The organism is Cupriavidus sp. H18C1, assembly GCF_049311595.1.
Lineage (GTDB): Bacteria > Pseudomonadota > Gammaproteobacteria > Burkholderiales > Burkholderiaceae > Cupriavidus > Cupriavidus cauae.
Map to the genome: position 1 here is coordinate 1,871,594 of NZ_CP186008.1, position 12,491 is coordinate 1,884,084.

7 protein-coding genes and 1 pseudogene are annotated in these 12,491 nt (G+C 70.5%); 6 read left to right on the top strand and 2 right to left on the bottom strand.

Going from position 1 to position 12,491, the window contains the following annotated elements; genetic code table 11:
* Positions 1-282 precede the first annotated feature (282 nt).
* The 3 genes from OJJOAM_RS08740 (at position 283) to OJJOAM_RS08750 (ending at position 3,486) form a co-directional block, all read left to right on the top strand.
* Positions 283-1,275: a LysR family transcriptional regulator gene (locus OJJOAM_RS08740; RefSeq protein ID WP_422647718.1), complete on the top strand. Its 993-nt coding sequence runs from the start codon at positions 283-285 to the stop codon at positions 1,273-1,275.
* A 233-nt stretch (positions 1,276-1,508) separates the two neighbouring features.
* On the top strand, positions 1,509-2,504 hold the full coding sequence (locus OJJOAM_RS08745) for a Bug family tripartite tricarboxylate transporter substrate binding protein (RefSeq protein ID WP_422647719.1): 996 nt from the start codon (positions 1,509-1,511) through the stop codon (positions 2,502-2,504).
* A gap of 10 nt (positions 2,505-2,514) precedes the next feature.
* Positions 2,515-3,486, top strand: a complete 972-nt coding sequence (locus tag OJJOAM_RS08750; RefSeq protein WP_422647720.1) for a M14 family metallopeptidase — start codon at positions 2,515-2,517, stop codon at positions 3,484-3,486.
* Positions 3,487-3,602: 116 nt separating this feature from the next.
* Here OJJOAM_RS08750 and OJJOAM_RS08755 read toward each other — a convergent pair whose 3' ends face one another.
* Positions 3,603-3,812 (bottom strand): helix-turn-helix domain-containing protein, encoded by a 210-nt coding sequence (locus OJJOAM_RS08755; protein ID WP_422647721.1) that lies wholly within the window; start codon positions 3,810-3,812, stop codon positions 3,603-3,605.
* A 322-nt stretch (positions 3,813-4,134) separates the two neighbouring features.
* Here OJJOAM_RS08755 and OJJOAM_RS08760 point away from each other — a divergent pair, with 322 nt between their 5' ends.
* Positions 4,135-6,150, top strand: a complete 2,016-nt coding sequence (locus OJJOAM_RS08760) for a methyl-accepting chemotaxis protein (RefSeq protein ID WP_422647722.1) — start codon at positions 4,135-4,137, stop codon at positions 6,148-6,150.
* A gap of 72 nt (positions 6,151-6,222) precedes the next feature.
* Here OJJOAM_RS08760 and OJJOAM_RS08765 read toward each other — a convergent pair whose 3' ends face one another.
* Positions 6,223-6,789 carry an Sbal_3080 family lipoprotein gene (locus OJJOAM_RS08765; RefSeq protein ID WP_422649542.1) on the bottom strand — a complete coding sequence of 189 codons (567 nt, stop codon included), beginning with the start codon at positions 6,787-6,789 and terminating at the stop codon, positions 6,223-6,225.
* A 488-nt stretch (positions 6,790-7,277) separates the two neighbouring features.
* On the opposite strand from OJJOAM_RS08765, the pseudogene OJJOAM_RS08770 reads away from it, so the two are divergent.
* Positions 7,278-10,633, top strand: a pseudogene (locus tag OJJOAM_RS08770) (carboxyl transferase domain-containing protein).
* Between the two features lie 58 nt (positions 10,634-10,691).
* The gene (locus tag OJJOAM_RS08775) at positions 10,692-12,473 is read left to right on the top strand and encodes an AMP-binding protein (protein WP_422647723.1); all 1,782 of its coding nucleotides are present in this window, start codon (positions 10,692-10,694) and stop codon (positions 12,471-12,473) included.
* Positions 12,474-12,491 lie beyond the last annotated feature (18 nt).

The following is a 12,491-nucleotide window of genomic DNA, read 5'->3' on the forward strand; positions in this document are numbered from 1 at the left end:
GGAAGCGGCGATAGGCTGCGGCGCGGCAGGCGCGAGGCCGGATTGTCGAGTGAATCGGGCGCTCCGGGGGGCCGCGCCGGACTATTCGACGGACGAATATCGAGTGACATTTTTCCAACGCCTCCATTCGTCGGCAAGATGGATCGCGCGCCCCTTCCGGCGTCGCCGCATCGGGGCCGCAAACCGTCCAAGCGGCTACGGACGCTCTAGAATGACGCCGCCGCGCACGGTGACGCGCTGCCGCCCGATGCCTCCCTACACGAACCCATCGCCCGCCTCCCCATGCATATCCGTTGGCTCGAAGACTTTGTATGCCTGGCCGAGGCCGGCAGCCTCGCCCGCGCCGCCGAACTGCGCAATGTCACCCCGCCCGCGTTCGGCCGCCGCATGCAGGCGCTCGAAGTGTGGGCCGGCGCGCCGCTGATCGATCGCAGCGTGTTTCCGGTCCGGCTGACCGCCGAGGGCCGGCAGTTTCTGGAGGCGGCGCAGTCGGCGCTGCATACGCTCGAGGAAACGCGGCTGGCGCTGCGGGCGGCCCACCGCGTCGACGCCAGCACCGTGGTAATCGCCACCGGCAAGACGCTGTCGCGCTCGCTGGTGCCGGCCTGGCTGGCGGGGCTGCGCCAGGCGCTGCGGCACGATCCGGTGGCCGCGGGCTTTCGCACCCGGCTGTCGACCTTCGCCATGCACGACGCGCTGGCGATGTTCACCGAGGGCGATGCCGATTTCCTGCTGTGCTACAGCCCGCCGGACCTGCCGGTGCGGCTGGACGAGGCCCGCTATCAGTTCCATCCGGTCGGGGTCGAGCGGCTGGTCTGCGTCGCCGCCGCCGATGCCTCGGGCGGACCGTGCTTCCGCCTGCCCGGGCGCGGCAGGAACGGCAAGAGCGGCGCGCCGGTGCCGACGATCGCCTATGCGGAGACGCTGACAATGGGCCGCATGGTCAATCAGGAGATCGCGCGGCGCAAGCTGGCCGGCCGCCTCGACGTCGTGGCGGTCTGCGACTTCGCCGAATCGGTGCATGAGATGGTGCGCCAGCGCATGGGCCTGGCCTGGCTGCCGGCCCGGCTGATCGCCGACGACCTGCACGCCGGCCGGCTGGTGCGCGCCGATATCGGCAGCGTGGCGGAGGCCGGGACGGAGGGTGCCCAACAAGGCGGCCAGGGCGGTCAGCCGGGCGGCAATCGCGATCTGGTGCTGCAGATCCGGCTCTACCGTCCGCGCGCGCCGATGCGTCCGCTGGCCGAGGCGTTCTGGCGCGCCGCGACGGCGTGATGCCGCTGGCGGCGGAGGCGATGCCGCGCCGCCTTGGCGGGCCGCCTTGCCGAGCCGCTTGTCTGCCCTTCGCCTGCCCCTTGCCTGCCCCTGCCGAGTCCGTGATAGGACCCTTGCCACACGCCTTGCCGATCCGGCAATCGCCATTGCCAAACCCGCATGCGCGGACATGGCGCCGCTCCCTAACATCGCGCCATACCACATCGATAACACATAGACACGGGAGCGTTGCCATGAAGATCTCGCTGCGGACTGCCACCGCCGCCACCTTGCTGTTCTCCGCCGCCTCGGCGATGTCGCTGTTGCCTGCCGGCGCGGCGCGCGCCAGCGAATGGCCCGCCAAGCCGATCACGCTGGTGGTCGGCTACACGGCCGGCGGCAGCGTCGACCTGGTGGCCCGCACCATCGCGCCCGAACTCGGCAAGCGGCTGGGCCAGAGCGTGGTGATCGAGAACCTCGGCGGCGCCGGCGGCACCATCGGCGCGTCGCGTGTGGTCAAGGCCGAGGCCGATGGCTACACGCTGCTGATGGGTTCGGGCAGCGAGGTGTCGATCGCGCGCCTGACCAATCCGGCGGTCCGCTACGACGGCGAGAAGGACCTGGCGCCGATCACCTTCGTCGGCACGCAGCCGATGGTGCTGGTCGGCAAGCCGACGCTGCCGGCGCGCAACGCCGGCGAGCTGATCGCGCTGGCCAAGGGGCAGCCGGACAAGCTCGCCTACGCCTCGTCGGGCGTCGGCACGCCGCTGAACCTGGCCGGCGAGCTGATCAAGCAGCAGGGCAAGGTCGGTATCACGCACGTGCCGTACAAGGGCGCTTCGGCGATGGCAACGGACCTGCTGGGCGGCCAGATCGATCTGGCGGTGATGGTGCTGTCCTCCGCGTTGCCGCATATCCAGGCCGGACGGGTCAAGGCCTATGGCGTGACCGAAGCCAAGCGCGCCGCGGTGGCACCCGACGTGCCGGCGCTGGCGGAGACGCCCGCGCTGAAGGGCGTCGACATGGGCGTCTGGTTCGGCCTGATGGCGCCGAAGGCCACGCCGCGCGCGGTGGTGGATCGGCTCAACAACGAGATGCAGGCCGTGCTGGCGATGCCCGAGGTCCGCAAGAAGCTGGCCGAGGCCGGCGTCGAGGTCGCGCCCGCCAATCCGGCGCAGTTCGCCGCCTTCGTCAAGCGCGAGACCGCCAAGTACCGCACCATCGTGCAGGCGGCCGGCATTCAGCAATAACAAGGACGCCATGAACACGATGACCACGCTCGACGCCTACCCGGTCGAAGTCGCGTTTCCCGATATCCGGCCGTATGCCGACGGCAATACCGGCATCGCCTATGTCCACCATGTCGACAGCGGCGTGCCCGGTCCGCACGTGATGATCAACGCGCTGACCCACGGCAACGAGGTCTGCGGCGCGATCGTCGTCAAGGAGCTGCTGGATCTGGGGCTCAAGCCGCGCCGCGGACAGCTGACGCTGGCGTTCGCCAACGTCGACGCCTATCACCGCTTCGATCCGGCAAAGCCCGACGCCTCGCGCTTCGTCGACCAGGACTTCAACCGCGTCTGGACCGCCGCGGTGCTCGACGATGCGTCGCGCGATTCGTCCGAGCTGCGGCGCGCGCGCGAGATGCGCCCGCTGATCGATCGCGTCGACCTGCTGCTGGACCTGCATTCGATGCACGAGAAGAGCCTGCCGCTGATCGTGTCGGGCCCGCTCGACAAGGGCGTGGCGCTGGCGCGCGCGCTCGGCGCGCCGGCACATGTGATCGTCGACGAAGGCCATCCGGAAGGCCGCCGCATGCGCGACTACGCCGGCTTTGGCGACTCGGCCAGCCCGAAGAATGCGCTGCTGATCGAATGTGGCCAGCATTGGGAGGCATCGTCGGTGGCGGTGGCGCGCGACAGCACGGCGCGCTTCCTGCTGACGGCCGGCGTCGTCGACAGCGGCGACCTGCCCGCCGGCTGGCTGTCGGCGCAGGCCGCGCCGCAGCGGGTGGTGCGCGTCACCGAGCCGGTGGTGGCCACCAGCATGAACTTCCGCTTCGCCGGCCCCTATACCGGCCTGGAGACCTTCTCCGAGGCCGGCACCGTGATCGGCTGGAACGACGGCGCGCCGGTGGTGACGCCGTATCCCGACTGCGTGCTGGTGATGCCGTCGCTGCGTCAACTGCGCCCCGGCGTGACGGTGGTGCGGCTGGGACAACTGCTGGCTTGATCCTCCGCGGCGAAGATGCCCAGCAAGAGCATCGCCGCGGCCCCTATCGTGTCCTGAAGACGGCGTCGACGAATCGGGATGAATGACTGACTTGTTGCCGCCGTGCCGGCCGGATCTCAGCCTCTTACGGCTTTGCGTTGCCGTTTGAACGCTTTCAATGCGGCCACGGAGAACAATCCGCAGCGCCCGACTTCCTTCGACGGCGACACCGTCCCGTCGTGAACAAAGCGAGCAAATGTGGCCAGCGACACCTCAAGATACTCGGCGGCTTCCTCCGCCGTGAAATCCTCATCGGCCAGATGGCCGAACAGTTGGTTGTGACCCACTTCGTCACCTTCAGATGGGCGCCGTCCGAGGAATGGAAAAGATTGTCGCGCCATGATTTCGGTAGCCCAAAAGTGAGTCCGTCGGGAATCGGAGAATAGCGACCTGACCTAGGTCACGTCCTGCTTTGCGGACCGCCGTCTGTAGAAATCCGTGAACACCCTCATCAAGCGCAGCACGTCCTTTGCCGTAAACCCGTCCATGACGACGTGACGGAGATCATGCGTCCGCCGTGCGCCATGTGGTGCCGGCAACTTCCCTTTCGCAGGAAACGGACGTGCGCCCCCCTTGCCCCCGCCCCCCTTGCTTCGTCGGCTGCCGGCCTTGCCGGCGCTTTCCATCCCTCCCCCTACCGATACCTCGTCCGCCAGCCAGCCGTCGCGCCGCTGGCGCCCTGGCGCCGCGCGGATCGGCACGCGGCTTGCGCTGATCGTGCTGGCCGTGCAGGTGCTGGTATTCGGCCTGTTCGCCTGGGTGCTGTCGGACAGCAGCATGCGCCAGCTCGAGGCGCAGCAGCGCGCGGCGATGAGCGCGCAGAACGAGACGCTGCGCGATCTGCTCGGCCAGTTCGACGACACCATGCTGCAGGAGGCGGACCGCTTCCTGCTGAGCTTCGCCGCGGTGGTGCCCGGCCCGTATGCGGTCGATCCCGCGCAGACCATCGAGGTCGCCGGCCAGCCGACGCCGCAGTTCAGCAGCGGCGAGGTCGTGCTGAACAACAACTTCGCGCTGCCGGACCGCTTCTTCTCGACCACCGGCGGCACCATCGCCACGGTGTTCGCGCGCCGCGGCGACGACTTCGTGCGCGTGACCACCTCGCTGAAGAAGCAGAACGGCGAGCGCGCGGTCGGCACGCTGCTCGACCGCGCCGGCGGCGCCTATGCCGCGGTGCAGGCCGGACGCTCGTACCGCGCGTTGACGTGGTTGTTCGGCAAGCCGTACATGAGCAAGTACGAGCCGGTGCGCGATGCCGCCGGCAAGATCGTCGGCGCGCTCTATGTCGGCGTCGATGTCAGCGCCGAGCTGGCGATGCTGAAAAACCGCATCCGCCGCAAATCGATCGGCACCGACGGCCATTTCCTGGTGGTCGACGCCAGGCCCGGTCCCGACCAGGGCAAGCTGCTGGTCGGCCGCCGCCAGGAGGGCACGGTGCAGCTGGACGCCCGCGACGAAGACGGCAAGACCTGGCTGCGCGAGCTGATGGCCGCGCGCCAGGGCAGCCTGACGCATCGGATCGCCTTCGACGGCGCCGCCCCGGCATTGCGCCTGACCGCGTTCGAGACCTATCCCGAATGGCAATGGCTGATCGTCGGCTCGGTGCCGGTCGACAGCCTGCGCGCGGAGCTGATCGTCAATCGCAATCGCTTCCTCGGCGCCGGCCTGGTGCTGGCGCTGCTGGTGTCGGCGGGATTCTGGTGGATGCTGCGCCGGATGGTCAGCGCGCCGCTGGCCGATGCGGCAGCGGCCGCGCGCAGCCTGGCGGCCGGCGACCTGACCGCGCGCCTGGCCAGCCCGCGCCGCGACGAGATCGGCGAGCTGATGCGTGCGATCGACGGCGTCGGCCAGGGCCTGTCCGGCATCGTCGGCACCGTGCGCGCCAGCGCCGACGCGATCGTCGCCAGCACCGGCGAGATCGCCAGCGGCAACGCCGATCTGTCGGCCCGTACCGCGAGCCAGGCCAGCAGCCTGGAGCGCACCGCCGCCAGCATCGAGCAGCTGAGCGCGACGGTGCGCCAGAACGCCGATGCCGCCGTGGACGCCGACGCCACCGTGCGCAGCGCCGCCGATGCAGCCCGGCACGGCGGCGGCACCGTCGAGCGCGTGGTGCAGACCATGGACGGCGTGCATCGCAACGCGCAACAGGTGGTCGACATCATCGGCATGATCGACGGCATCGCCTTCCAGACCAATATCCTGGCGCTGAACGCGGCGGTCGAAGCCGCGCGGGCCGGCGAGCACGGGCGCGGTTTCGCGGTCGTGGCCGGCGAGGTGCGCAGCCTCGCGCAGCGCAGCGCCACCGCGGCGGGCGAGATCAAGGCGCTGATCGAGCGGACGGTCTCGGATCTGCGCGACGGTCACGTAGCGGTGCAGCAGGCCGGCAGCGCGATGGAAGACATCGTGCGCCAGGTCGAAGGCATCGCCACGCGCATGGCGGAAATCAGCGCGTCCTCGCGCGAGCAGGCGCAAGGCATCGCGCAGGTCAGCGACGCGCTGGCCGAGATGGACGGCGTCACGCAGCAGAATGCCGCGCTGGTCGAAGAGGCCGCCGCCGCGGCCGAAAGCCTCGACCAGCGCGCGCAGCAGCTGCGCGAGGCGGTGCAGGCGTTCAGGCTGGCGTAGCGGCCGTGCTTGGCTTCGCTCCGCCGTTCGGACCGGACAGCGGGGCGTTGCGATCCTGCAGGCGGCCCGGGTTCAGGCCGGCGTAGCGGCCGCGCTGCGGTCGGCGCTGGAGCCCGCCCCGCCGTTCGGATCGGACAGCGGGGCGTTGCGATCGCGCGCCTCCGGATGCGGCAGGCGGCCGGGGAACAGCTGGTCGACCAGTTCGTCGATCTTCTGCTTCGGGTCGATCAGGTGGCTCAGATTGACGCCGCCCTGGCCGCGCCGCGCATCGTAGACCGCCTTGCCGACGCGCTCGCCGCGCCGATAGACGGTGATGTCGGCGGTCGCCAGGAAGGTGCGCCAGTACGACTGCGAGGTGGCCGCATAGGTCGCCGTCAACGTGCAGGCCGCCACCGACGATCCCGGCGGCAGCAGCCTGGCTTCGAAGCCGCGGCGCTGCAGCGATTGCAGCAGTGTCGCCGCGAACGGCGCGCGTCCCGCGGGGCTGTCGATCACGCAGAACGATGCGCCGAGGTCGGGATCGATGCGGACCATCGCCGCGATCGGGTCGGCCGGCGGCGCCGATTCGGCCGGGCTGACCGACTGGTAGGTGGCGCATCCCGCGGTCAGCGTGGCCAACGCCGTCAGCGCGGACAGCATCAGCACGCCGGCACGGGCGGACGAAACGGGGGACGACGAAACGGGGGACGACGAAACGGGGGGCGGACGAAACGGGGGCGGACGAAACGGCGAACGCGGCGCGGCAGCGGCGTGGCAGGGCGGAAGTCATGGCGGTTCCCCTCGGGGTCCGGTTGGTTCGATGGCGCGGTGGCAGGCTTTCTCCCCCGGCATCGCGGCGCGCGCATGGCGGGGTCTCCGCCGGTTAACGGCAGTCGGGCGCGGTACCTGTAGGGGCAATCCGGTCCGTCGTGCATGCGGCATCGGCCGTGGCGGCGCTCGATTTCGAGCCGCAATTCTGCACAGCGGAATTTCACAGTGGCCGATTATCGCCAACGTCTTCGCGATGTCCCGCGTTTACGCCCTTGTCGCGCGCGTCCCCCCGACATGTAGATTTTGCCTTGCAGAATCACATGCCACAAAAAACAATGCGCCCGCCCGTGCGGCGGCGACATCGAGAGGGGACACTTGTGAAGAAGCTGTTGATCGCCAATCGCGGCGAGATCGCGCTGCGCGTGCAACGCGCGGCCCGCGATCTGGGCATCGCCACCGTCGCCGTCTACGCGCGCGACGACGCCAATAGCCGCCACCGCCTGCTGGCCGACGAGGCGGTCGCGCTCGACGGCGAAGGCCCCGCCGCCTACCTCGACATCCCCGCCATCCTTGGCGCCGCACGCCGCACCGGCTGCGACGCGGTCCACCCCGGCTACGGCTTCCTCAGCGAACGCGCCGACTTTGCGCAGGCCTGCGCCGAGGCCGACCTGGTCTTCGTCGGCCCGACGGTCGACCAGCTCGCGTTGTTCGGCGACAAGGGCCGCGCGCTGGCGCTGGCGCGCGAATGCGGCGTGCCGGTGATGCCCGCCACCGAGGGCGGCGCGACTCTCGAAGCGGTGACGGCCTTCTTCGACGAACAGCACGGCGCCGGCATCGTGCTGAAGGCGGTCGGCGGCGGCGGCGGTCGCGGCATGCGCGTGGTGCGCGAGCGCGACGCCTTGGCCGAGGCCTATGCGCGCTGCCGTTCCGAGGCGCGTTCGGCCTTCGGCATCGATGCGGTCTATGCCGAGCGGCTGGTCGTGCGGGCCCGCCATATCGAAGTGCAGATCGCCGGCGATGGCACCGACGTGATCGCCCTTGGCGAGCGCGACTGCACGCTGCAGCGGCGCTTCCAGAAGCTGGTCGAGATCGCGCCCAGCCCGGCGCTGGACCCGGCGCTGCGCGAACGCATCGTCGAGGCGGCCCGTACGCTGGCACGCCGCAGCGGCTACCGCAGCCTCGGCACCTTCGAATTCCTGGTGGAGGAAGCCGAGCCCGGCGGCGCGGCGGCCCGCGACGGCGAACGCCAGCCCTTCGTCTTCATCGAAGCCAACCCGCGCCTGCAGGTCGAGCACACCATCACCGAGCAGGTCACCGGCGTCGATCTGGTGGCGCTGCAACTGGGCCTGGCGCAAGGCCGATCCTTGCGCGACCTCGGCCTCGATCCGCAACGGCCGCCCGCGGCACGCGGCTTTGCGATCCAGGCGCGCATCAACGCCGAATCGATCGATGCGCAGGGTTCGGCCGCCCGGCGCAGGGCCGGCTGGAACGCTTCGATCCGCCGACCGGCCCGGACGTTCGCGTCGACACGCACGGCTATACCGGCTACGTGCCCTCGCCGCAGTACGACACGCTGCTGGCCAAGCTGATCGTCACCTCCGGCAGCGCACGCTTCGCCGACGCGGTGCGGAGACTGCAGCGGGCACTGGGCGAATTCACCATCCGCGGCATCGCCACCAATCTCGACCTGCTGCGCGCGCTGGCCGAGCGCGAGGACTTCGCCAGCCAGCAGATCCATACCCGGCATGTCGAGGCGGTGTTGCCCGAACTGCTGAGCCGCGCCGCGCAGCTCGAGGCGCAGAGCCGCGCGCTGCAGGCGGTGCAGGACGGCGCCGGCGGTGCCAGTGGCGCCATTCCCTCCGTCGCCGCCACGCCGGTCGGCGCCAGCAGTTTCGACGAGCAGCTTGGCGAGGGCCTGCACGCCGTGCGCGCGCCGATGGCCGGCCGCCTGGTCGAGGTCAGCGTCGCGGTGGACCAGCTGGTGCAGGCCGGCCAGACCGTCGCGGTGCTCGATGCGATGAAGATGGAACATGCGATCGTCGCCGAGCAGCCGGGCCGCGTGATCGACCTGCGCGCCGAGGCCGGCGAGCAGGCGGCCGAGGGCCAAGTGCTGCTGGTGCTGGAGCCGGCCGAAGCCGGCGCGCACGCCGGCGCCGACGCCGAGCAGGCCGACCCCAACGCGATCCGCGCGGACCTGCAGCGCGTGATCGACCGCCATGCCTTCCTGTACGACGAGGCGCGCCCCGACGCGGTGGCCCGGCGCCGCGCGCGCGGCCAGCGCACCGCGCGAGAGAACGTCGCCGACCTGTGCGATGCCGGCAGCTTCGTCGAATACGGCGCGCTCGCGGTGGCCGCGCAGGCGAGCCGCCGCAGCGAGGCGGACCTGATCGCCAATACGCCGGCCGACGGCCTGATCACCGGCATCGGCGGCGTCAATGGCGCGCTGTTTCCGGCCGAGCGCTCGCGCTGCGCGGTGCTGGCCTACGACGCCACCGTGCTGGCCGGCACACAGGGCAAGCGCAATCACACCAAGACCGACCGCATCCTGCAGGTCGCGCTGCAGAATCGGCTGCCGACCGTGATCTTCGCCGAGGGCGGCGGCGGACGTCCCGGCGACGTCGACTTCCCGACCGTGGCCGGCCTGTTCCAGCCGTCGTTCGCCGCCTTCGCCGCGCTCAGCGGCGAGGTGCCGGTGGTCGGCATCGCCTCGGGCCGCTGCTTCGCCGGCAACGCGGCACTGCTCGGCTGCTGCGACCTGATCGTCGCGACGCGCAACGCCAATATCGGCATGGCCGGACCCGCGATGATCGAGGGCGGCGGGCTCGGCGTGTTCCGTCCCGAGGACATCGGCCCGGCCGCCGTGCAGCACCACAATGGCGTGGTCGATCTGCTGGTCGACGACGAGGCCGCCGCGGTGGCCGCGGCCAAGCACTATCTGTCGATGTTCCAGGGTGCCGTCGCCGAATGGCAGGCGCCCGATCCGCTGGCGCTGCGGCGCGTGGTGCCGGAGAACCGGCTGCGCGTCTACGACACGCGCGCGGCGATCGCCGGCATCGCCGACGTCGGCAGCGTGCTGGAGCTGCGCAGCGGCTTCGGCACCGGCATCCATACCGCGCTGGCCCGCATCGAAGGCCGCCCGGTCGGCATCCTCGCCAACAATCCGCGCCACCTGGGCGGCGCCATCGACGCCGACGCCGCCGACAAGGCCGCGCGCTTCATGCAGATCTGCAATGCGCACGGGCTGCCGATCGTCTCGCTGATCGACACGCCGGGCTTCATGGTCGGCCCGGAGGTCGAGGCGCGCGCGCAGGTGCGGCACGTTTCGCGGATGTTCGTGATCGGCGCCAAGCTGCGCGTGCCCTTCCTCGCGGTGGTGCTGCGCAAGGGCTATGGCCTGGGCGCGATGGCGATGGCAGCGGGGGGCTTTCGCGCGCCGACCTTCACGCTGTCGTGGCCGACCGGCGAGTTCGGCGGCATGGGCCTCGAGGGCGCGGTGCGGCTGGGCTTTCGCAAGGAGCTCGAGGCGCTGCCCGAAGGGCCGGAGCGCGACGCGCTGTACCAGAAGCTGGTCGCGCAGATGTACGAACGCGGCCATGCGATCAACGCCGCCGCGGCGCTCGAGCTCGATGCGGTGATCGATCCGGCCGCGACGCGCCAGTGGCTGGTGACCGGGCTCGATGCGGGCGCCTCGCATCCGAACCGGCCGCTGCGGCAGTACGTCGACGCCTGGTAAGGAGACGTCCCCGCAGCTCTTCCATCGACCCGAACAAGAACGCAACAGGAGACAGCAGATGGACCGCGAGCAGTCGAACCCACCAGCATTGCCCGACGCCTCCGTCGAAGAGGCGCAGTTCTTCGAAGACCTGGAAGCACGCCATCGCAGGATCTGGCCCGCGGGCCTGCCCACCGCGCCGGTCTATCCGCACGGCGAGGTCGCGCTCGGCGACTACCTGCGCGCGTGGGCGCGCCGGCGCCCCGCGCATCCGGCGCTGACCTACTACGGCACCGAGATCAGCTATGCCGAGCTCGACGACCTCAGCGAGCGCTGCGCCGCGCTGCTGGCCTCGCACGGCATCGGCGCAGGCGATCGTGTCGCGGTGATGATCGGCAATTGCCCGCAGTTCCACGTGGTGTTCTACGGCATCCTGAAGCTTGGCGCCGTCTACGTGCCCGTCAATCCCCTGTTCAAGGAAGAAGAGCTGCGCTACGAGCTGAACGACTCGGGCGCCACCGCGATCGTCGTGCTGGACCAGCTGGCCGGCATGCTGATGGCGGTGAAAGGCCAGACCCGCATCCGCACTGTCTTCACCACCAGCCAGGGCGAGATGCTGCCGGCGCAGCCGACCGTGCCGCTGCCGGCGGGACTCGACGCGCCGCCGCGGCGCATCGACGGCGCGACCGACCTGATGTCCGCGATTCGCGCCACCGCGCCGATCGCGCTGCCGCCCGTCGATCTCGACGCGCTGGCCGCGCTGAACTACACCGGCGGCACCACCGGCATGCCCAAGGGCTGCATGCACACGCAGCGCGACATGGTCTACACGGCCGCGGCCTCGTATGCGCTGACCGGCGGTGTCGACGCCGCCCGCATGGCCGAGGGCTCCGACGACGTGATGCTCAACTTCCTGCCGATGTTCTGGATCGCCGGAGAGAACCTGGGGCTGATCTATCCGATCTTCAGCGGCGCCACCGTGGTCGTGCTCGCGCGCTGGGATCCGGTCGCCGTGATGGCGGCGATCGACCGCTACCGCGTCAACCGCACCTTCGTCGTGGTCGACAACGCGGTCGAGCTGATGAACCACCCCGAGCTGCCGCGCTACGACCTTCGCTCGCTGCGGCATACGCGCGCGGCCTCGTTCATCCGCAAGATCACGCCGGACATCCGCCGGCGCTGGTTCGAGCTGACCGGCAGCGTGCTGGCCGAGGGCGCCTGGGGCATGACCGAGACGCACACCAGCGACACCTTCACCACGGGCATGCAGGACGACGACATGGACCTGCGCGGGCGTCCCGTGTTCGTCGGCCTGCCGGTGCCCGGCACGCGCATCAAGATCTGCGATTTCGAGACCGGCGCGCTGCTGCCGATCGGCGCGGAAGGCGAGATCGTCGTCAGCACGCCATCGCTGTTCAAGGGCTACTGGGGACGGCCGGACGTCGACGCCGAGGTGTTTCGCGACGGCTGGTTCCGCACCGGCGATATCGGCGCCTACGACGAGGACGGCTATCTGCATTTCCTCGGCCGCCGCAAGGAGATGCTGAAGGTGCGCGGCATGAGCGTGTTCCCGTCGGAACTGGAGGTGCTGCTGTCGCGCCATCCCGCGGTGCTGGGCTCGGCCGTGGTGGGCCGGCCCGACCCCGACAAGGGACAGATGCCGGTGGCCTTCATCCGGCTGCGGCCCGAACACGCCGCGACGGTGGGCGCCGACACGCTGCACGCCTGGTGCCGCGAGCAGATGGCGGTCTACAAGGTGCCGGAGATTCGCATCGTCGACGAACTGCCGCTGACCGCGACCGGCAAGGTCCGCAAGGTCGAGCTGCAGGCGCAGCTGGAGGCGGAGCAGGGACCGCAGTAAGGCCGCACCGAGCCGCAG

Excerpts from the sequence above, each read along its gene's own strand:
- OJJOAM_RS08740 (WP_422647718.1), top strand. The coding sequence starts at position 283 with ATGCATATCCGTTGGCTCGAAGACTTTGTATGCCTGGCCGAGGCCGGC.
- OJJOAM_RS08745 (WP_422647719.1), top strand. The coding sequence starts at position 1,509 with ATGAAGATCTCGCTGCGGACTGCCACCGCCGCCACCTTGCTGTTCTCC.
- OJJOAM_RS08750 (WP_422647720.1), top strand. The coding sequence starts at position 2,515 with ATGAACACGATGACCACGCTCGACGCCTACCCGGTCGAAGTCGCGTTT.
- OJJOAM_RS08765 (WP_422649542.1), bottom strand. The coding sequence starts at position 6,789 with ATGCTGTCCGCGCTGACGGCGTTGGCCACGCTGACCGCGGGATGCGCC.
- OJJOAM_RS08775 (WP_422647723.1), top strand. The coding sequence starts at position 10,692 with ATGGACCGCGAGCAGTCGAACCCACCAGCATTGCCCGACGCCTCCGTC.